This is a genomic window from Amycolatopsis benzoatilytica AK 16/65 (assembly GCF_000383915.1).
In the GTDB taxonomy this organism is placed as follows: Bacteria; Actinomycetota; Actinomycetes; order Mycobacteriales; family Pseudonocardiaceae; genus Amycolatopsis; species Amycolatopsis benzoatilytica.
In genome coordinates this window covers 6031567-6051763 of the sequence record NZ_KB912942.1, presented here as the reverse complement: position 1 = coordinate 6051763, position 20197 = coordinate 6031567, and the positions used below count along the sequence as shown (strand labels likewise).

Below are 20197 nucleotides of genomic sequence, written 5' to 3'. Positions count from 1 at the left end.
TCAGACCGGCTCCGCCACCGGCGCTTCCGGTACGGCGAGGGGTTTGCGCTGGATCCGGGTCAGCGCGACCCCGGCCAGCACGACCACCATGCCCGCGATCACCCGGAAGTTCAGCTGCTCGTGCAGGAACACCGCGCCGAGCAGCACCGAAACGACCGGCAGCAGATAGCCGACCACCGACGCGGCCACCGCGCCCTCGCTGGCCAGCAGCTGGTAGTTGAGCGCGAACGCGATCCCGGTCGAGCCCACGCCGAGTACCAGCACCGAGACCAGTGCCAGCGGGCTCAGGTGCACCGGCGTCATCCCGCCGAACGGCATGGCCAGCACCAGGAAACCGGTGGCCAGCAGCATCTGCCCGGCAGCCAGCGAGTACGGCGAGGTGCCGGTGCCGGACAGGTAGCGGCCTTCGTAGACGAACGCGAACCCGTAGCTGGCCGCGGCGGCGAGGCAGGCCAGCGCGCCCCAGCTGAGCAGACCGCTCGCTTGCCACGGCGCGAAGATCAGCAGGATGCCGCCGAGCCCGATCACCAGCCCGGCGATCCGCGCTGGGCTCATCTTGTTCGACGCCCCCAGGAACGGCGCGGCGACCAGCACCCACAGCGGGGTGGTGGAGTTCAGCACGCCGGTGATCCCGGAGTCGACGGTGGTCTCGCCGATCGCGAACAGGGTGAACGGCAGAGCGTTGTGGAAGAACGCGGCGACCAGCAGGTGCCGCCAAGTGCGCCGATCCGAAGGCAGGCGGCGCCGGCCGAGCAGGCACAGCGCCAGCAGCACCGCGGTGCCGAGCACCAGCCGCGCGAGCACGAGCTGCACCGGGGAAAACGCGTCCAGTGCCAGCTTGATCCAGAAAAAACTCGAACCCCACATCAACGCGAGAGCCGCGATCCTCAGCAGCGTCTTCGTCTCGCCCACCTGCGGTTCCTCCTTCTCGTTCCCCAGCAAGCTTCGCCGCGGCAAGGAGTAAGAACAAGCGAAATTAACTGCAGGGACAGTTAAGCAAAGCTGTAGGATCAAGCGATGCTCGACGTGCGGCGGATGCAGGTGCTGCGCGCGGTGATCACGAGCGGTTCGATCACCGCCGCGGCGAGGAATCTCGGGTACACGCCGTCCGCGATCAGCCAGCAGCTGGCGGTTCTCGAACGCGAGGCGGGCACGCCGCTGCTGGAACGCGTCGGCCGCGGAGTCCAGCCGACTCCGGCCGGCACCCTGCTGTCCGAGCACGCCGAGACGCTCAGCGCGGAGCTGGCGCGCGCCGAAGCCGCGCTCACCGAGCTGAAGGAAGGCCGCACCGGCAAGCTCGCCATCCGCTACTTCGCCACCGCCGGGGCGACGATGGTGCCGTACGCGGTGGCCGCACTGCGCCGGGAACACCCGGGAGTCTGGCTCGACCTCAAGCTCATCGACCCGGGCGATCCGCTCACCGAGGTCGAGGAAGGCCGCGCCGACCTGGCGATCATCGTCTACCCGCGGCCGGCCGACCTGGGTCCCGGGATCGAGCTGGTGCCGTTGCTGAACGATCCCTACCGGGCGGTGCTGCCGCGCGCGCATCGGCTGTCCCGCAAACGCGTCCTCGACCTGACCGACCTCGCCGACGAGCCGTGGGTCGGAGTCGACCCGATCCCGGGCGCCTGCCGCGCGATCCTGGAAGGGGCCTGTGCCTCGGCCGGTTTCCACCCGAACGTGGTGGTCGAGTCCGAGGACTATCCGTCGGCGCAGGGGTTCATCGCCGCCGGGCTCGGCGTCGGCCTGGTGCCGGAGCTCGGGCTGGGCACCCCGCATCCGGGCGTGGTGGTGCGCCGGGTCCGCAATCCGCAGCCGAGCAGGCACATCCACGCCGCGGTGTCCGCTCGGGTGGCGGGCAGCCCGGCCGTGCGGACGTTCCTCGAAGCCATGCAGGAAGCGATCGCGAACGTCGCCTGACCAGCGTCAAACGAACAACAGCTGGGAAATGCCGATCCCGATCAGCACCGCGCACAACACCGCCGCGATGGTCAGGATCAACCGCTTCCGCGCGGCCGCCTTTTCCCGGACTGCCTGCGCGGACATGGCCTGCTGCGCCGGCGTCGGCGTGAACCGCGCGGTCGGCTGCTGCATCGGTTGCGGCGGCGCGGGCGCCTGGGGCACCTGCTGGACCGGAAGCTGCATCAACGGGACCGGCTGCTGCGGACCAGGCGGCGGCACGACCGGTTGCTGGACGACCGTCTGCTGCGCGGCCATCGCTTGCTGCGCGGCGGCCGGCAGGTTCGGCTGGTTGGTCGGGATCGGCCGGGACGCGGGCACGGTCGGCATCGCCGGCGCGGTCGGCGGAATGAACGCGGTCTGCTCGCGCCCTTCGGTGATCGCCTTCATCGCGTAGACGGTGTCGTCCATCGTCGGCCGGGTGGCCGGGTCGGCCCGCAGCATCTTCTGCAGGGCACCGGCGAGCGGACCGGCGTTCTCGGCCGGTCGTTGCGGGGATCTGCCGTCCTCGCCGAACGGCGGCACGCCCTCGACCGCGGTGTAGAGCGTGGCACCCAGCGAGAACACGTCCGCTTCCGGCGACGGCGGGCCACCGCGCGCCACCTCAGGCGCCTGGAAGGCCGCGTGCGGGCCACCGCCAGTGATGCCGATGTCGGTCAGTTTGACGCTGCCGTCGTCGGCGAGCAGCACGGTGTTCGGCTCGAGCGTGCGGTGCACGATGCCGGCCGAGTGGATCGACGCCATCGCGTCGCCGAGCTGGATGCCCAGGAACGCGGCCTGCTCCGGGGTGAGCCGGCCGTGCTCGGCCAGGAACACCGACATCCCGCGCGACGGGATGTACTCCATCACCAGCCAGACATCGGGTCCGTCGGGCAGCACGTCGTACACCGTGATCGCACACGCGTGATCGATCTTGGCGGCCGCCTTGCCCTCTTCCATCGCCATCGCGCGGGCTTGTTCGGCCCGCTCCGGCGGCAGGCCGACGGGCAGGTACATGCGCTTGACGGCGACGGTGCGGAACAGCCGGGTGTCGAACGCCTGCCACACGATGCCCGCGCGGCCGCGGCCGATCGGCTGGTCGAGCCGGTACCGCCCTCCTACGATGCTGCCTTCTGAACTCAAAGCTGTCCCTGGTCCGTTTACGGAGACGCGCTGGTCGACGGGGCCACCGACGACGACGCCGGCGGCTTCGGCTTGCTGGACGACGTCGGGGTGGTTGCCTGCGTCTGCGAGGACTCCTGTGTCGGCGCGTCTGCTGAACTGGTCGCCCGTCGAGAAGAAGTATGACGGGTCGACGCGGTTTCACGAGTTGGGCTTTCCACGGAAGACGTGTTCGGCGCGCTCGTGGTTGCGACAGTGGACGAGTCTGTGACGGACGTCGGCACGGCCGCCGACGAGGACGGCGCCGGTCCCTGTTGCGACGCGTCAGGCGGGTTGCCCGGGGTCAGCAGCCACACGCCGAGCGCGACCAGGCCGGCCACCACGATGCCGCCGATGATCGCCGGCTTCTTCCACGCGCCGGGCTTCTCGTCGTCGTCCTCGGGCGCGGTCTGGGCGCGGGAATGCGGCGGGGGCGGCTCGTCGTCGTACGGGTCGTCTTCGTAGCCGCCCGGCATCGGCACCGCGCGCGTGGCGGCGAGGCCGTTGCGGCTCGGGTCGCCGTACAGCGGCGGCTCCTGCTGGTAGCGGTCGTCGTGCTCGTAGCCGTAGTCGTCGTAGTCGTCTTCCGGGTAACCAGAGCCGGCCGGGTACGGGTCCTCGCCGTAGTACTGCTGGGCGTTCGGGTCGTACTGCTGGGTCGCCCCCGGCTCGCCGAGCAGCGAACCGGAGTGGCTGGTCGCCTGCTCGTCCAGCATTCCGGCGGCGGCCGCACCTCCCGCCGCGCCGAGTGCTGCCGCGCCCAGGGTCCCCGAGGACGGGGCCATCATCGTCTCGTCGGCCGGGCCGCCGAGCGGGGTCTCGCCGCGGGCGACCGCGGAGAGCAGCTCCTCGCATTCCTCGGCGGTCGGCCGATGCTGGGTGTCCGGGTGCAGCAGCACCGCCAGCACGCTCGCCATCGGACCGGACTGGCGCGGCGGGTTGATCTGCCCGGCGGCGACCGCGTGCAGCAAGCTCAGCGTGTTCTCGGAGAGGCCGAACGGCGGCTGGCCTTCGCAGGCGGCGTACAGCGTCGAGCCGAGCGAGAAGACGTCCGACTCGGGCCCCGGGTCGCCGCCGATCGCGACCTCGGGAGCCAGGTAGGCAGGGGTGCCGGCGATCATCCCGGTCTTGGTGACGGTGACGTCGTCCTTGGCCCGGGAGATGCCGAAGTCGGTGATCTTCACCGTGCCGTTGCCGGCGAGCAGGATGTTGCCCGGCTTGATGTCGCGGTGCACGATGCCGACCGCGTGCGCCTCGCGCAGGGCGGCGGCGATCTGCGCGCCGATCCGCGCGACTTCGAGCGGCGGCAGCGTGCCCTGTTCCTGCAGCACCTGGGCCAGGCTGGTGGAGTCCAGGTATTCCATGATCAGGCAGGGCTGGCCGTTGTCGTCGGTGACGACGTCGAACACGGTGATCGCGTTCGGGTGGTGCAGCCGGGCGGCGATCCGGCCCTCGCGCATGGTGCGCTGGCGGGCGTCCTCCGCCTCGTGGTGTTCGAGCCCGGGCTGCAGGAGCAGCTGCTTGATGGCGACCGTACGGCCCAGCACCTCGTCGTGGGCCCGCCAGACGGCGCCCATCGCACCGGAGCCGATTTTCCCGGCGATGCGGTAGCGGCCAGCGACCAGACGACCCTCGTCGCTCACGCGACCTCCCTTTGGGGCTCCGACTTTCCGGGCGGGACTTCTCTACCCCAAAGGGGTGAGGTTGAACCCGCCGCGGCACCGGAGCGTAGGCACCTGCAGTGGGCCGTGTGCAGGTTTTACCGAGACCGGCCCGTGACAAGGCTAGGCGCTCACTCTGCGCACACGCACCCGGCACACTCCGGCCTTCCGGCCGCAACCGGATATTCGCAGGTCAGGAGTAGACCGCGGACAGCACCCGGGCCTGGGAGATCACATCCTGCTCGACGACGTCGAACAATTGGGTGACCCGAAGGACGGTCCCGTCGGCCTGGCGAACGAGCGCGACCGCGAACACCGAACCGTCGTCCTGCAGGTGCAGGTCCTGGACGACGATCGAGTCGGCACCGCTCCACGCCCGGACGAGATTGCCCGTTTCGCCGCTCGCCACGTTCGGCGCGAGCAGCGAGAGCGCGTTCTCCGGGTGGTGGTCGATCGACGAGTAGAACTTGCGGACCGCGGCGAGCTTCACCGGGTCCGGCGCGGCCGCGGAGGATGCCGCGGCCTTCTCGTGCCCGGAGGGCGACGAGACGCTAGGAGCGGTGGACGAAGTGCCGGACGTGGTCTCCGGCGTCGTCGCGCCGTCTTCGGCCGACGCGGAAGCTGCCGTGCTCGGACGCCGGGACTGGCTGCTTTCGCGATGCCCGGCGGTCGTGCCGCCAGAAGCGTGGCCCTGCCGCTGTTCCGGCACTGCCTGGCCGCCCAGCGCGGCGGCGCCCGCGGAGAACCCGGCGGGAATCATCGTCTCCTCGGCGGCCGGCACGGTCGGCCGCGGGCCGCCGCTGAGCAGCGAAGCGGTGACGACCGCACCGGCGACCAGCGCGCCGGCTCCGACCAGCCCGACCAGCTTCGCGCGGCGGGCGAGCTTGCTCTCCGGCTCGTCCAGCGGCTCGGCGATCGCGACGACCGGACGCCGGGTGCGCGGAGGCAGGTACTTCTGCGGCTCGCGGAACACCCGCTCCAGGTATTCACGGTCGGCCGCGCCTACGTCCTCGAGCAGTTCCGGCGGGATGACGTCCTCGACGCGCAGGGCGTCGGGTTCTCGCCGGTTCCGCTGCCGTTCAAGCACGAAAATCCTCGCTCCGGGGTTCGGGGGCGGGGCCCCGCGCCGCGGCGGAACCCTCCAGGCGGTCCGGACCGCCGATTCGTGGTCGGGGCCGGACCTTGTCGTCGCCAGGTAACCCTGTGGCGGCCGGCGGCCGCCAGAGTCCGTCGCTGGAATGCTCCCGACGTACGACGAACGGCAGCTTAAGTCACCCACCCGGACGAGCGCACGACCGCTCACCGCACCGCACGTGCATCCGCATTTGCACACATTGGGCTGGTCAGCGGCCGTCGTCGGTGATCTTGCCGTTGTCGTCGAAGGTGAGCGTGCGCTGCTCGGTGGTCTTGCTGCCGTCCCGGTTCGTGACCTCGACGGTGTTCACCGTGGTGTTGTGCTCCGGGTCGATGGTGACCTTCTTGACCTCGTAGTACGCCACGCCTGAGTAGCGCTTGCGCAAACCCTGCGGGCCTTCTTCCTTGAGGTCGCCGGAGGTGACCGACGATGCCGTGGCCGGGTCGGTGGTCACGTTGTTGAAGAACTTCTCCGAGTTGTTCCCCATCGTGTTCGCGTTGCTGGTGGTGAAGTAGGTCGGCTGCACGGTCTCCCGCTGGGCTGGGGTGACTGGCGGCTTCTCCGGCGGTTCGCTGGACGTGGGGGAACTCGTGGTGGCCGGCGCGGACGCGCTGGTGCTGTCCGGACCGGCGGGCGTGGTCTGGCCGGTGGAGCTGTTGCTCGCCGCGCTGCTCGATTCGTTGCCCTGCTGCGGTTGCGTGCCGTTGTCCGACGGGGTGCCGTCCGTACGGGTGCTGGTGCCGTTGCGCGGGACGTTGCCGCCCGCGCCGCCGTGCTGCCCGTTCGGCAGCAGCGCGCTGAGGTCCGGGCCGCCGCCGTTCTGGCGGCCCGGCCAGCCGCCGATCGCGTCTGTCGTGGTGGTGGCCGGTCCGCCGACCAGGAACGTCCCCGCGAACAGCAGCCCCACGACCACCGCGCCGGACGCGCCGGTGGCGAACCAAGCGGCCTTGCGCCAGGTCTTGGGCGGCGTGACGGACGCGGGGACCGAACCGAGATCGAACGTGCCGAGACCGTCCAGCAACGGCGCGGAGTACACGCGCACCTCGTCGTCCTGCGACTCCGGCTCCGGTGCGGCGACCGGCGCGGTGCGGAGAGTGACGCGTTGCCGCCGGAGCGGGTCGCCCGCGGCCGGGTTCAGCTCGACGCGCTCGCGCCCGCCTTGCGGCTTCTCCGTCTCCGGTGCCGCGGCCAGCGCGGCGGCGGTCGTCGCGACACGCTCCTGCCGGCTGCGCCGGGTTGGCTGCGGCAGGGCGCTTCCGGGCGGGGCGAAGGCGCGGTGCTCGTCGGGGATCTGGTCTTGTGGCGGGGCGAAGGCCGCGCGGTTCCGGTTCTCCGCGCGCTGGCCGGGACCGCCGACCGGCAGCGTGCCGCTCACCCGGGGGCTGGCGGATTCGCCGGGGCTGGACCTGCGGCCCGACGGCTGAGGCAGCATGCCGTTCGCGCGCGGGGCAACGGTCTCCTGGTCCGAAGTACCGGGTGCGCCGACCGGCAACGTGCCGCTCGCGTATGAGCTGGACGTCGCGGGCTCGTCGCCGCGGACAGGGCCGCCGTGATCCGGGCCGTACGGGGGCGCGGCGACCGGGAGCGTGCCGCTCGAGTCGGGGTAGACCGGCTGTCCGACCCGGCGGGGAGCGCCGTTCGCCCGCAACGGGGGACTGGCGATCACCGGCTGCCGGGGCGTGTGCGGGCCGCGCTGCACCGGGGTCTCGCTGGTCTCGCTGCCGCGCTCCACCGGCGTGCCTGCCGCGGCACCGCCTTCGGTGCGGTGCCGGTGGTGGCCCGCGGCGCGCGGCGGCACGACCGGGGTCCAGGTGCCGTCGGCGTGGATGCGATGCCGGCCGGGGATGGTGACCTCGGCGTCCGCCATCGCGCCGGGCCGGTCTGCGTGTCGCGGACCGCCCACTGTGTTTCCCGTCATGCCGATCCGACCCCTCGCCGGGAGGGGCGTGACGGCGCCGCGGCGACCATCAACCCGAACGGAGCAGACCGGCGGCGGACGACCGGTGCGTCCACACTTGCGGACTCCCGAGCATCTGCACGCGCACGCGGAGACAGACGCGCGGTGCCGCAGCTCCCGCGCGTCCTCCGGGCATAGCCCGACGCAGACGCCAGGGTCCTCACGGCCTTCACAGTAAGAAACCGGCGGGCGAAAGTCTTCACCCAACCTGCAACTTGCACCGGTTTCACTCGGCCGGGTGCGCCCGAACGGGCGGCACGTCACTCTGCGCAGTGTGCCGCCCGGCGTTTGCCCAGCTCGCGCTCCGGTCAGCCGCCGCTGCGGTACTTCGCCTGCGTGGACTGCAGCGCTTTCACCGAAGTCGCGCCGCTACCGGCTGCGAGGATGATGGCGAGGATGTCCATGGCGGTGTTGCCCGAGGTGAACAGCCAGGCGAGCAGCGACACCGCGGTCGCCCCGCCCGCGATCGGCCAGCGGCTGCGCACGTACTGCGCCACCGGCGCGCCGCCGGCCCGCTTGCCCGCCGCGTTGTTGAGCAGCGCCAGATAGCCGAGGTAGCCCAGGCCGGCCAGCACGCTCGCGATCGCGATGATGGTGGCGATGAGGTCAATCATGTGTCCAGTCTGCCCGGTTCTGCCGCGGCGCGGATCGGGGATGTCCCGGAGACCGGGTCACCGGCCCAGCCGGCCCCGCCCCAGGTTCAGCAGCAGCATCGCCAGCTGACGGCCCTCCGGGCCCAGCTCGCGGTAGCGCGCCAGCACGTCCATCTCGCGGTTGTAGACGATTTTCGTGCCGCCGGCGGCCATCCGGGCCGCGCCGATCGTCTTGGACACCTCGACCCGGCGCTTCACGAGCCGGAGGATCTCGGTGTCCAGGAAGTCGATCTCTTCGCGGAGCGCGGAAATGTCCTCGCCCGCCTTGGTGTGCTCGGCGGGCTGCCCGTCGGCGTTCTGCGTCTGCGCGTTCATCGGGACCTCTCTGAAGTCCGGACTCGCTGGCCCTGGGACGGCGAAAGCCCCGGGTCCAGTGGACTCCGGGGCTGCGGGTGATGGCGGGTGAGGCACTACGCGATCACGGGAGCCGGAGTCCGGGTCCCGTAAAAAAATCGCTCGCTGTGGTGCCGCACGGTTTCAGTATGGCACAGGCGCGCCTGGACGCCGCCCGAACGTGCGCACCCGCGCGTGCACCAGAAGGCTGACGAACAGCCAGAACATCGGCATCGCCGGCCAGAAGAACATCGCGCCGCCGATCGCCCAGCGCACGATCAGCAAGGTCGCCAGCAGCACGACGATGCCGAGGTGGACGCGCAGCGCCGGATGCTCGCGCAGCGCGGATCGGGTCAGCGGCCAGCCGCCGCGAGGGCGGGAGGGCGCCGGGCGGGGGAGGTCGACGGTGAGCTCGCGAAGCTCGTCGGTGTAGCGAGCGGCGTAGACCGCGCTCAGCCGGTCTTCCACCTCTTCGAGGGTGAGCCGTCCTTCGGAACCGGCGGCCTGAACAGTTTCGGCGACGCGCTCTCGGTCGCTGTCGGAAGCCCTCAACCGGGCGGGGATTTTGTCGTCCATACCGTTCGATGGTCCGCGCCGGGACGGGCTCGCGCGTCGGGTGCGAGGCGACACTCCGGCGTACGTCCGCGAGCGCAGTCCGACCCCGTGGCTGTTCCGGGTCTGTCGTACCCCCGGGGTAGCGTGGACAGACGATGGACACCCTCTTCGATCTCCCCGCAGACCCTCCCGCTCGCCAGCCCCGGCCGGGAACCGCAGACCTGCTCGAGGACCTCAATCCCGCCCAGCGCGAGGCGGTGACGCACGCCGGAGGTCCGCTGCTGGTCGTCGCGGGAGCCGGATCGGGCAAGACGCGCGTGCTCACTCGACGGATCGCGTACCTGCTCGGGGAACGCGGGGTGCACCCCGGCGAGATCATGGCGATCACGTTCACCAACAAGGCCGCCGCGGAGATGCGCGAACGCGTCGCGTCTCTCGTCGGCAGGCGCGCGAACGCGATGTGGGTGTCGACGTTCCACTCGATGTGCGTGCGGATCCTGCGCCGCGAGGCCAAGACGCTCGAAATGTCGTCGAGTTTCTCCATCTACGACTCGGACGACACGAAGCGGCTCATCACGCTCGTCGCGCGCGATCTCGACATCGACCCGAAGAAGTACGCCGCGCGCACGCTCGCGGTGCACATCTCGAACCTGAAGAACGAACTGGTCGACCCGGAGACCGCGACCTCGGACGCGGCGAACGACCTGGAGCGGCGCGTCGCCGAGGTCTACACCGAGTACCAGCGGCGGCTGGCGAGCGCGAACGCGTTCGACTTCGACGACCTGATCATGCAGACGGTCGCGCTGTTGCAGGCTTTCCCGGACGTCGCGGAGTACTACCGCCGCCGCTTCCGGCACGTCCTGGTCGACGAGTACCAGGACACCAACCACGCGCAGTACACGCTGGTCCGGGTGCTGGCCGGCACCGAGGCGACCGACAGCGGGATCCAGCCCGCGGAACTGTGCGTGGTCGGCGACGCGGACCAGTCCATCTACGCTTTCCGTGGCGCGACCATCCGCAACATCGAGGAATTCGAGCGCGACTTCCCGAACGCGCACACCATCCTGCTGGAGCAGAACTACCGCTCCACGCAAACGATCCTGTCCGCCGCGAACGCGGTGATCGCGCGCAATCCCAACCGGCGCGCGAAGCGGCTGTGGACCGATTCGGGCGACGGCGAGAAGATCGTCGGCTACGTGTCGGACAACGACCACGACGAGGCCGCGTTCGTCGCGGGGGAGATCGACTCGCTGGCGGAGAAGGGCGCGGCGGACTACTCCGACGTGGCGGTGTTCTACCGCACCAACAACCAGTCGCGGGTGTTCGAGGAAATCTTCATCCGGCTCGGCCTGCCGTACAAGGTGGTCGGCGGCGTGCGGTTCTACGAGCGGCGCGAAGTGCGGGACATGATCGCGTACCTGCGGGTGCTCGCGAACCCGGACGACACGGTCAGCCTGCGCCGGGTGCTGAACGTGCCCAAGCGCGGGATCGGCGACCGGGCCGAGGCCGTCGTGGCCACACACGCGGAGCGCGAGCGGATCTCGTTCTGGGCCGCGTTGCGCGACGCGGTCGAGGACAAGGTGGCATTGCTGAACCCGCGCTCGGCCAAGGCGATCACCGGGTTCGTGACGATGCTGGACGAGCTGCGCGAGATGGCGGCGGCCGGCACCGAGGTGCACGACCTGCTGGAAGCGGTCCTGGAGCGCACCGGTTATCGCGCGGAGCTGGAGGAATCCGACGACCCGCAGGACGCGTCGCGGGTCGAGAACCTCACCGAATTGGTGACCGTGGCACGCGAATTCGCGGAATTCACCGCCGAGGTCACCAACGACGAGAACGCGGAACTGGTCCTCGACGACGGTGTGCCCGCGCCCGGTTCGCTGCCCGCCTTCCTGGAGCGCGTTTCCCTGGTCGCGGACGCCGACTCCATCCCGTCGCCGGACGGCGGCGAGGAGGGGGAAGGCGGTGCGGGCGTGGTCACGCTGATGACCGTGCACACCGCGAAGGGCCTGGAGTACCCGGTGGTGTTCTGCACCGGTTGGGAAGACGGCGTTTTCCCGCACCAGCGCGCGCTGGGCGACCCGGCGGAACTGGCCGAGGAACGGCGGCTGGCGTACGTGGCGATCACGCGGGCGCGGCAGCGGCTGTACGTGTCGCGGGCGCTTACCCGATCGGCATGGGGGCAGCCGCAGATGAACCCGGCCTCGCGGTTCCTGGACGAACTGCCGTCGGACTTGGTCGACTGGCGGCGGCTCGAACCGTCCTCGCCGGGCTTCGGGAACTTCGGCTCGTCGTCAGGGGCCTCGTCCGGCCCGCGCGCGGCGACCACCTGGGGGCGGCGGTCGTCTTCGCCGTCGGTGTCCTCCGGATCGCCGTTCGGGAAGGGGTGGAAGGACACGGTGGCGCTGAAGCTGGACGTCGGCGACCGGGTCAGCCACGACAAATACGGTCTGGGCACGGTGGTTTCCTGCGATGGAGTCGGGCCGCGAGCCACCGCGACGATCGACTTCGGGGCTTCCGGGAAGGTGCGTTTGATGCTGATCGGCAGCGTGCCGATGGTGAAGCTCTGACCCCGGCGTCATCGGACGCCGGTGGACGCCGTTCACCGGACTGAGTGAACTGACCTGCGCGGGTGCCGATCTTGTCGGTACCTCTGGGCATACTCGGATGCGTCGATCGAACACAAGTTCGATCGCGTGCGATATGCTGAGGGAGGGCGCAGGGATGGACGCGGTGCTGTTTGGCGTGTTCGCTGCCGGGGTACAGGAGTACCTACGGCGGGTGATGGGAACGGTTGCGGCGGGGGCGGCAACTCGATCGGCCGGTGCGGTGCCGGCGGAAGTGGCCCGGCTGGCCGCGGCGTGGCGGGCGTTGCTGCGGCAGCACGCGCTGGGACCGGACGGCAGATGCGTGGTGTGCGGCGAGGCCTCACGTACCCGGGACGGGGTCGCGCGATGGCTGCCGAGGCGTCGCCCGGCTGGCCTGTGCACGGTGTGGCAGGTGGCGGTGGCTTACTTCATTCGGCAGCTGCCGGGCGTGGATCCGTGAGAAGGCTGCTTCGGGAGCAGGGCGCTTTTGTTGCGCGCGGAATCGGCTTTGTTGCGAGCGGCAGCCCTGGTGGGCTATCGGTCGCGAGCTGGGCTGGAGTTGGCCACAGTGCGCACGCCGCACGATGCTGGCGGCCCAGCGTTAGCTGCTCAGGCGCGGCGCGTCAGCGTTAGTCGTTCAGGCGCGGTGAAGGCCGAACAGTGGAGCCCAGGTGCAAAAACCCAGCGAAAGGAGCCGGAGGAACGAGGACCGAATCAGACGTCCACGCCGCGGGCGGCCAGCCACGGGCGCGGGTCGATCTTCTTGGTGCCGTTCTGCCAGACCTCGAAGTGCAGGTGCGGGCCGGTGGTCTGGCCGCGATTGCCGATCTCGGCGATCTGCTCGCCGCACTTCACCCGCTGGCCCGCGTGGACCGAGAAGCTGTTCATGTGGCCGTAGACCTGGATGGTGCCGTCGTCGAGCTGGAGGCGGACCCACAGGCCGAAGCCGCTGGCCGGGCCGGCTTCGATGATGGTGCCGTCGGAGGCGGCGTAGATCGGGGTGCCGATCGCGTTGGCGATGTCGATGCCGAGGTGGCTGGTACCCCAGCGGGCACCGAAACCGGAAGTGAACGTGCCGTGCGCGGGCAGGCAGGTCTTCGGGCGGGACGCCTCTTCGGCGGCCTTGCGCGCGGCATCGGCTTCCGCCTGGACGCGTGCCTGGGTGACCTTCGCGCTGTCGGCCATCTTCGCCGCTTCGGCGGAGGCATCGACGGCGTGGCCGGTCGGCAGCAGTTCGGGAGCTCCCCCGGAGCCCGAGCTGCCGAGGGTGAACGAGGCGCTCGCGTTCTGTGTGTTGGCGAGCGGAGTGACTGCGGCGTCCGAGGTGCCGGCGGCACCCTTGAGCGTCTGCCCGGCTGCGGCCGCGGCGAACGCGCCGGCCGCGACGGCGGCAACCACGACGCGCCCGCGCAAAGCGGACGACGGCGGCGCGATGCGGTGCTGGCCCCGCACGCGGATGACTGCACCGTCCAGTGCGTCTTTCAGCGCCGGGGAAGGGGCTTGGCCGCCGGGGGAGCGGTGTGAAGCCAAGACAGGGCCTTCCATCGTCGGGGAGTCGGGCGGAAGCGGACTCGGGCGGGGGATCCCGTGAACGAACCTCGGGGGTGATTCGCTCAGCGTCGTGATGCTTCGTGACCGGACTGTAATGGGGACCGGGGGACAGTAACGAAAGGGAACGTCAATGGGCAAGACGCGTACTGGCTTTCGGCCGATCGAGTGGTCTCCGCCGAGCTTCTAGCTGTGGAAACTACCCAAAGTTAATCGAGGACTACTCCAGAAGTTGTGACCTTGATTACATACCTTCGGCTGGTGGCGGGCCGCTGAAGCCGGTTTCGACGGGTTTGGCGGCGAAATAACCAGTGGACCGGATGCGTTGACGGGCGTTCGCGCGTCAACCGGCCGCCGCGGGCCTCTCCGGCGCGGGTGTCAGCGGCCCGCCGGAGCGCCTTGACAGCGGCTGCTGCTCTCCGGGCCTGGTGCGCCCGCTGCAGCGGGCGTGTTGCCTGGCCGGGGCCGGTTCCCCCACGGTTCCCGGCCAGGCAACCACTCCTGGGCAGCTCTGCGTGACCCGCTCCGGCAGGCGGCCCGAGTCCTGCTGAAACCGCCGCGACCCCCCGTCGCGACCTGGTCGAACGCCTGCCCCGAACAGGCGCTCGTCCTCGCTCCGCCATCCCCACGGCGGATCCCCGGTCCTTCGTCCCGCGGAGGGGAGACGCCCCGAACGCCTCCCCCTTACGCGACTCCGGCGCATTTCCCCGTGCCCGGTTTCCCGGACCCGGGGTTTCCCCGAAGGTCGTGACGTCCCCCGACGCCGCGTCCCCTCTTGCCTTCGAGACCGCCGGCCCGCGCCCCTCTTACGCGGTTCGGCGGATTTTTTCTCCGCACCCCTCCAGACGCATGGGACCGCCGGAGGTTCACCCGATAGCGCACTTCCCGGCGAAATGCGTCCGGACCTGGTCGCGGCGCCCCGGTAGTCCCCCTGCCGGGGCGGGTACTTGCTAGCGTCGCCAGCGATGACTCCGCCGACTCAAGAGCCACCCGACGGCGACTCCGCCCCGGGCCGTCCCGCCACACCCCGGCGGCCCAGCCTCGCCGAGCGCAAGGCCGCCGCCCGCGCACAAGCCCGGCGGGAAGCCGGGCGAGCGAAGCCGGGCCGGGCCGATCCGGCTGGCACGTCCGGACGCGACGCCCCATCGTCGGCCGCTGCCCGCGATGAGGACGCCGGTGAGGCGGCTGCGCGCGGAACCGAAGCCGTCACTGGCGAAGGGGCCAAAGCAGGCGGAGAACCAGGCCGCGCTGCTGCGGGGTCTGAGCACGGAACCGAGGCCGCTGCTGCGGGGGCTGGGCGCGGAGCCGGAGCGGCTGCCGAGCCGAGCGGGATCTCGCCATCGGACGCTCCCCTCGACCTAGCCGACCGAACCCCTGCCCCTCAGCTCCGCGTCGCCACTGCCCTCGCCGCCGTCGGTGCCGTGGCCCTCTCCGGCGGGGCCGTCGCCCACGTCTCCCCAGCGGCGGCCCCGGGTTATCTCTCCTGGCCGCTCCTGCTGGTCCTGGCCGTGGTCCCGGCGGGGATCGCCCTTGCCGCCGCGTTCAGCGGGCGGCATGGGCTGGCCGCCGGGCTCCTCGCCGGCCTCGCCGCGCTCGCCCCGGGGCGGCTGGTTGTCGATCTCCAGTTCCTCGCCAACGGCTCCAAAACCATCCGCCCCGAGCTGTACTTCCCCGATCGGCTCCTCGACCGCAGCGCGGTCGGCCCCGGGTTTTGGCTGCTGATCGGCGGGCACCTGCTCACCCTGGTCGCGGGGATCGTCGCCGCCCGGACGGTCAGGGAACGCAACGAGATCGCGGGCGGTGCGGACAAGCGGCGGTTGCGGTTGGTCATTCCGCTGCTGGCAGTCGTCGCCGCGGTCGGGTTGCTGATGACCCCGGTCCTCTCCGACGATCCGTTTCTCCTTGCCCGGTCGGCTTTCGAGGGGCCGGGGGTCGCGCTCGCCGGATACCTTCTGCTCGCCGCCGCGTTGCCGATCACCGCGGTGCTCGGCATTTCCGCGGGCTCGGACGGTGTCGCGCGCGGGACGCTCGGCGGGATCGCGGCAGCGGTGCTCGCGGTCGCGTTGCCGGCGTGGGTCGCGGGACTCGCTGTGCCCGGGCTGCACGTTTCGACCGGCGCGTACCTCGCCGTCGTGCCGATGGCGCTCGTGCTCGCCCTCATTCCGCTTGCGACACCGCAGCAGACACCGGACGAGCGCACCGATCTCGCGGGCGAGGCGCGCGTGCCGGGGCTCACGATCTGGCGAGCCCTCACCGCCTTGCTCACCTTGCTCACCGCGGTCGCGGCGGCGATCGGTGCGATCGCGCCGCAGGTAGGCGACAGCACCGGCAGCCCGGCTCGCTGGTTGCTGATTGTCGCCGCGATCCTGGTTTTCCTGCCGGCCCCGTTCCTTCTCGTCCAGCGGGCCGCGGCAACCGCGCGCGGGGTGCTCGCGGTGGTGTGGGCTGGCGTGGTGCTCGCCGGGACGTCGGTGCTCAGCACCGCGATCACCGCGTCCGAAGCGTCTGGGCTCGGCGAGCTCGGGATGCCTGGCACTCCGAGCTTCCACCTCGGCTCGGGGGCGGTGTTCACCGCGATAGCGCTCGGCCTCGCCGGGCTGACCGCGCTCGCCGCGGTCGTCGCCGGTGTCGTGGAACGCGACGACGCCGGCTCGGGCGGACCTCGTTCGCCGATCGTGATTCCGGCCGGAATCGCGGCCGTGCTGGCGATCGCGGCGTTCAGCACGCCGGTGTTCACCGCCCCGGATTACCCGGCACCCGGCCTGTGGTCCGATTTCGACACTCCGTCCTGGGGGTTGCTCGCCACGCTGCTCGTCGTGCTCGGGACTCTCGGGTTGAGCGTGCGGGCGCGGCCTGGCGTCGCGGCGGCCGGGCTGGCCGGCGTCGTCGTGCTGCTCGCGCTGCACGTGGCCGAACTTCCGCTGGTGGGCTCGGCCATCGACGGTGCGCAACCGGGCGCGGGGTTCTGGCTGGGGCTCGCCGCTGCCGTGGCAGCCGGGGTCGCGGCCGGTGCCGCGGCGGTCGGGGCGAAAAAATGAGTCCGCTGCGCGTCGTTCTTGTCGAGCTTTCCGGAGAAACCGCGGCGATCCCGCTGGCGCGTTTGCTGCGCGACGCCGGTCTCGAGGTCGTCCACGTCGGACACTTGGACACCGTGGACAAGGTCGTGCGCACGGCGGAACAGGAGGATCCCGACATTCTGGGTCTCCTCGGCGGACCCGTTCCCGCCGCGCTCGCCGAAGCGCTCCCGGGCGTCGAGGTCGTCGAGCTAGCCGCGGAAGACGCCGAAAAAGCCGCCGAAACGCTTCTCGGTGGGCGGTCTCACACTCTCGGCACACCCTCTGACCGCGCACGGTGACCGACTTCACCAGGTGCGGCGTCCCCTGCGTCTGCGCAGGTCGCTAACCTCGACTGGTCCGACAGCGCGGTCCGGAAAACGGACCACCACAGTGGCGTGTCGTCAGGAGACTGGAGTAGTGGACCTCTACGAGTACCAGGCGAGGGATCTCTTCGCCGCCCACGGAGTACCGGTTCTGCCGGGCGCCGTGGCAAGCACCCCGGAAGAAGCCAAGGCCGCCGCGGAGCAGATCGGCACCCAGGTCGTCGTCAAGGCGCAGGTGAAGGTCGGCGGCCGGGGCAAGGCGGGCGGCGTCAAGCTGGCCCAGACGCCCGACGAGGCGAAGGAGAAGGCGGAAGCCATCCTCGGCCTCGACATCAAGGGCCACATCACGCACCGCGTGCTGGTGGCGGAAGCCTCGGACATCGCGTCCGAGTACTACTTCTCCTTCCTGCTCGACCGCGCCAACCGCACCTTCCTCGCGATGGCGTCGTCCGAGGGCGGCATGGAGATCGAGCAGCTCGCGGTCGAGCGCCCGGAAGCGCTCGCCAAGATCCCGGTCGACGCGATCAAGGGCGTCGACAAGGCGACCGCGCTCGAGATCCTGAAGGCCGGCAACTTCCCGGCCGAGATCATCGACGAAGCCGCCGACGTCGTGGTGAAGCTGTGGGAGACCTTCGTCTCCGAGGACGCCACCCTGGTCGAGGTCAACCCGCTGGTCCGCGACCCGCAGGACAAGATCATCGCCCTCGACGGCAAGGTCACCCTCGACGAGAACGCCTCCTTCCGCCACCCGGCGCACGGGGAGCTCGTCGACAAGCAGGCCGAGAACCCGCTCGAGGCGAAGGCCAAGGCCAAGAACCTCAACTACGTCAAGCTCGACGGCGAGGTCGGCATCATCGGCAACGGCGCGGGCCTCGTCATGTCCACTTTGGACGTGGTGGCCTACGCGGGCGAGAAGCACGGCGGCGTGAAGCCGGCCAACTTCCTCGACATCGGCGGCGGCGCGTCGGCCGAGGTCATGGCGGCCGGTCTGGACGTCATCCTCAACGACACCGACGTGAAGAGCGTCTTCGTGAACGTCTTCGGCGGCATCACCGCCTGCGACGCGGTGGCGAACGGCATCGTCGAGGCGCTCAAGATCCTGGGCGACGAGGCCAGCAAGCCGCTGGTCGTCCGCCTGGACGGCAACAACGTCGTCGAGGGTCGCCAGATCCTGGCCGACGCGAACCACCCGCTGGTCACCGTGGTGGACACAATGGACAACGCGGCCGACAAGGCCGCCGAGCTCGCCGCGGCGGTGAACTGAACATGTCGATCTTCCTGAACGAGAACAGCAAGGTCATCGTGCAGGGGCTCACCGGCTCCGAGGGCATGAAGCACGCGACCAAGATGCTGAAGTCCGGCACCGACATCGTGGGCGGCGTCAACGCCCGCAAGGCCGGCCAGACGGTCACCATCGAGGGCAAGGAACTCACCGTGTTCGGCACGGTCGAGGAAGCCATCAAGGAGACCGGCGCCGACGTGTCGGTCATCTTCGTGCCGCCGAAGTTCGCCAAGGACGCGGTCATCGAGGCGATCGACGCCGAGATCCCGCTCGCCGTGGTGATCACCGAGGGCATCCCGGTGCACGACTCGGCCTACTTCTGGGCGCACGCGGTCGCCAACGGCAACAAGACCCGCATCATCGGCCCGAACTGCCCCGGCGTGATCAGCCCCGGCAAGTCGAACGCCGGCATCATCCCGGCCGACATCGCCAAGGGCGGCCCGATCGGCCTCGTGTCGAAGTCCGGCACGCTGACCTACCAGATGATGTACGAGCTGCGGGACATCGGCTTCTCGACCGCGGTCGGCATCGGCGGCGACCCGATCATCGGCACCACCCACATCGACGCCCTCGAGGCGTTCGAGAAGGACGCCGACACCAAGGTCATCGTGATGATCGGCGAGATCGGCGGCGACGCCGAGGAGCGCGCAGCGGCCTACATCAAGGAGAACGTGACCAAGCCGGTCGTCGGCTACGTCGCGGGCTTCACCGCCCCGGAGGGCAAGACGATGGGCCACGCGGGCGCGATCGTCTCCGGTTCGTCGGGCACCGCCGCGGCGAAGAAGGAGGCCCTCGAGGCCGCCGGCGTCAAGGTCGGCAAGACCCCGAGCGAGACCGCGGTTCTCGCCCGGGAGCTGTACAACAGCCTCGGCTGACCAGCAGCGACTCCACTGGCGGAGGCCGGGTACCGACACGGTGCCCGGCCTCCGTCCGTTTTGCCCGCAACCGATCCGGCGTTCCGCACGTCCAACGTCGCGTACGGCCCTTGGCGGATGCGCTAGCGTGCACTCACTCGTGCGCGGGGAGACGCAGCTGCCCGGGGCGCCGCAGGACTCGAACCGCCGGTCGATGAGACAGGAGAGCTTCCGATGACCTTCCCCAGTGGCGGGCCCGGCTACCCCCAGCAGGGCCAGCCGTCCCAGGGACCGCCCCCGTCGGGCGGGTTCCCGCAGCAGCCCCAGCCCCAGCAGGGCCCGCCCGCGATGGGCGCCGGAGCGCCGCCGAACCTTCCGCTGCTGCTCTCGCTCGGGGTGACCGCGCTGGGCGTCGTGCAGTACTTCCTCGGCTTCGCCTCCGAGGCGGGCGGCGCCGGGCAGACCATCCTGTTCCTGCTGGTCGGCGGTCTGCTGTCGGCGCTCAACGCGCTGCCCAACGGGCCGAAGACGCTGCCGTTCGCGGCGCTGTTCAGCGTGATCGGCGGGCTGACCGCGCTCGACGTGGTCATCTCCGCGCAGACCGTCCCGGGCATCGTCATCGTGGTGCTGATCCTCGGCATCCTGCAGATGCTGGCGTCGGTCGCGGTGCTGCTGTTCGAGTACGGCGTGCTCAAGCCGCCGACGCCGCAGCCGTCCGTCCCGGCGTATCAGCAGCCGTTCGGCCAGCCGGGCCAGTACCAGCCGACGCAGTACCAGCCGGCGGCCCCGGGCCAGCCGCAGCCGCCGGCCGGCGCGCCGCAGCAGCCGCCCGCCGGTCAGCCGCCCGCGACGCCGCCGGGCGCGCAGGCCACCACGTACGCGCCGCAGCAGGGCCAGTTCTTCCAGCCACCCGCTGACCAGAACAAGCCGGGCACCCCGCCCGGTGGTTTCGGACAGCAAGGCTGAAACCGAGGTTTTCCGGTTCACGGGTGGTGAGAAGTCCGTGAAGGGCCCCTTGAGGGAATCTACGTCCCTCAAGGGGCCCTTCACGGACCAGCCAGCCGCGGGGCCGCCCACCCGCTGTGACTCTCCGTGTCACAGCGGGTGTTTTTCTTTCCCTCGTGCCCCGACCGGGTGGGCGTTGGATTCGCCA

17 protein-coding genes are annotated in these 20197 nt (G+C 70.8%); 8 read left to right on the top strand and 9 right to left on the bottom strand.

The annotated features are described in order from the left end of the window. Positions 1-912: a DMT family transporter gene (locus tag AMYBE_RS0127915; RefSeq protein WP_020662700.1), complete on the bottom strand. Its 912-nt coding sequence runs from the start codon at positions 910-912 to the stop codon at positions 1-3. A gap of 105 nt (positions 913-1017) precedes the next feature. Between AMYBE_RS0127915 and AMYBE_RS0127910 the strand changes: the two genes are divergently transcribed. Next, entirely contained in the window at positions 1018-1920 is a 903-nt protein-coding gene (locus AMYBE_RS0127910) for a LysR family transcriptional regulator (protein WP_020662699.1), read from the top strand. A gap of 6 nt (positions 1921-1926) precedes the next feature. On the opposite strand, the gene AMYBE_RS0127905 is transcribed toward AMYBE_RS0127910, so the two are convergent. The 7 genes from AMYBE_RS0127905 to AMYBE_RS0127875 form a co-directional block, all read right to left on the bottom strand. Then, the gene (locus tag AMYBE_RS0127905) at positions 1927-3081 is read right to left on the bottom strand and encodes a serine/threonine-protein kinase (RefSeq protein WP_027928086.1); all 1155 of its coding nucleotides are present in this window, start codon (positions 3079-3081) and stop codon (positions 1927-1929) included. 17 nt (positions 3082-3098) lie between these two features. Further along, a complete protein-coding gene (locus AMYBE_RS0127900) occupies positions 3099-4742 on the bottom strand; it encodes a serine/threonine-protein kinase (RefSeq protein ID WP_020662698.1) in 1644 nt (547 codons plus the stop codon). Between the two features lie 211 nt (positions 4743-4953). Further along, complete coding sequence (locus AMYBE_RS0127895; RefSeq protein WP_027928085.1) at positions 4954-5847, bottom strand: hypothetical protein; 894 nt, start codon at positions 5845-5847, stop codon at positions 4954-4956. A 256-nt stretch (positions 5848-6103) separates the two neighbouring features. After that, complete coding sequence (locus tag AMYBE_RS0127890) at positions 6104-7813, bottom strand: hypothetical protein (protein WP_211226866.1); 1710 nt, start codon at positions 7811-7813, stop codon at positions 6104-6106. A 347-nt stretch (positions 7814-8160) separates the two neighbouring features. Beyond that, positions 8161-8466 (bottom strand): hypothetical protein, encoded by a 306-nt coding sequence (locus AMYBE_RS0127885; protein ID WP_020662696.1) that lies wholly within the window; start codon positions 8464-8466, stop codon positions 8161-8163. 57 nt (positions 8467-8523) lie between these two features. After that, a complete protein-coding gene (locus AMYBE_RS0127880; protein ID WP_020662695.1) occupies positions 8524-8820 on the bottom strand; it encodes a chorismate mutase in 297 nt (98 codons plus the stop codon). Positions 8821-8982: 162 nt separating this feature from the next. Then, the gene (locus AMYBE_RS0127875) at positions 8983-9414 is read right to left on the bottom strand and encodes a DUF1707 SHOCT-like domain-containing protein (RefSeq protein WP_020662694.1); all 432 of its coding nucleotides are present in this window, start codon (positions 9412-9414) and stop codon (positions 8983-8985) included. Positions 9415-9548: 134 nt separating this feature from the next. Between AMYBE_RS0127875 and pcrA the strand changes: the two genes are divergently transcribed. Further along, complete coding sequence (gene pcrA / locus AMYBE_RS0127870; RefSeq protein WP_020662693.1) at positions 9549-11963, top strand: DNA helicase PcrA; 2415 nt, start codon at positions 9549-9551, stop codon at positions 11961-11963. 154 nt (positions 11964-12117) lie between these two features. Next, complete coding sequence (locus tag AMYBE_RS42450) at positions 12118-12441, top strand: hypothetical protein (RefSeq protein ID WP_154676312.1); 324 nt, start codon at positions 12118-12120, stop codon at positions 12439-12441. A gap of 254 nt (positions 12442-12695) precedes the next feature. Here the strand turns inward: AMYBE_RS42450 and AMYBE_RS0127860 are convergent, their stop codons facing one another. Next, entirely contained in the window at positions 12696-13379 is a 684-nt protein-coding gene (locus AMYBE_RS0127860) for a M23 family metallopeptidase (protein ID WP_027928084.1), read from the bottom strand. 1571 nt (positions 13380-14950) lie between these two features. Here AMYBE_RS0127860 and AMYBE_RS0127850 point away from each other — a divergent pair. The 5 genes from AMYBE_RS0127850 to AMYBE_RS0127830 all read left to right on the top strand — a co-directional run bounded on the left by AMYBE_RS0127850 (position 14951) and on the right by AMYBE_RS0127830 (position 20010). Then, positions 14951-16567, top strand: a complete 1617-nt coding sequence (locus AMYBE_RS0127850) for a hypothetical protein (RefSeq protein WP_020662689.1) — start codon at positions 14951-14953, stop codon at positions 16565-16567. Next, positions 16564-16884 (top strand): hypothetical protein, encoded by a 321-nt coding sequence (locus tag AMYBE_RS0127845; RefSeq protein ID WP_020662688.1) that lies wholly within the window; start codon positions 16564-16566, stop codon positions 16882-16884. The genes AMYBE_RS0127850 and AMYBE_RS0127845 overlap by 4 nt, the downstream gene beginning before the upstream one ends. Before the next feature lie 118 nt (positions 16885-17002). After that, complete coding sequence (gene sucC, locus AMYBE_RS0127840) at positions 17003-18172, top strand: ADP-forming succinate--CoA ligase subunit beta (RefSeq protein ID WP_020662687.1); 1170 nt, start codon at positions 17003-17005, stop codon at positions 18170-18172. Positions 18173-18174: 2 nt separating this feature from the next. Then, complete coding sequence (sucD, locus tag AMYBE_RS0127835; RefSeq protein WP_020662686.1) at positions 18175-19065, top strand: succinate--CoA ligase subunit alpha; 891 nt, start codon at positions 18175-18177, stop codon at positions 19063-19065. A 213-nt stretch (positions 19066-19278) separates the two neighbouring features. Further along, positions 19279-20010, top strand: coding sequence for a DUF5336 domain-containing protein (locus tag AMYBE_RS0127830; protein WP_027928083.1), 732 nt, complete (start codon positions 19279-19281; stop codon positions 20008-20010). Positions 20011-20197: the final 187 nt, after the last annotated feature.

Coding starts and splice junctions, on each gene's coding strand:
- AMYBE_RS0127885 (WP_020662696.1), bottom strand. CDS start 8,466: ATGATTGACCTCATCGCCACCATCATCGCGATCGCGAGCGTGCTGGCC.
- AMYBE_RS0127875 (WP_020662694.1), bottom strand. CDS start 9,414: ATGGACGACAAAATCCCCGCCCGGTTGAGGGCTTCCGACAGCGACCGA.
- AMYBE_RS42450 (WP_154676312.1), top strand. CDS start 12,118: ATGGACGCGGTGCTGTTTGGCGTGTTCGCTGCCGGGGTACAGGAGTAC.
- sucD (WP_020662686.1), top strand. CDS start 18,175: ATGTCGATCTTCCTGAACGAGAACAGCAAGGTCATCGTGCAGGGGCTC.
- pcrA (WP_020662693.1), top strand. CDS start 9,549: ATGGACACCCTCTTCGATCTCCCCGCAGACCCTCCCGCTCGCCAGCCC.
- AMYBE_RS0127880 (WP_020662695.1), bottom strand. CDS start 8,820: ATGAACGCGCAGACGCAGAACGCCGACGGGCAGCCCGCCGAGCACACC.
- AMYBE_RS0127910 (WP_020662699.1), top strand. CDS start 1,018: ATGCTCGACGTGCGGCGGATGCAGGTGCTGCGCGCGGTGATCACGAGC.
- AMYBE_RS0127845 (WP_020662688.1), top strand. CDS start 16,564: ATGAGTCCGCTGCGCGTCGTTCTTGTCGAGCTTTCCGGAGAAACCGCG.
- AMYBE_RS0127890 (WP_211226866.1), bottom strand. CDS start 7,813: ATGACGGGAAACACAGTGGGCGGTCCGCGACACGCAGACCGGCCCGGC.
- AMYBE_RS0127830 (WP_027928083.1), top strand. CDS start 19,279: ATGACCTTCCCCAGTGGCGGGCCCGGCTACCCCCAGCAGGGCCAGCCG.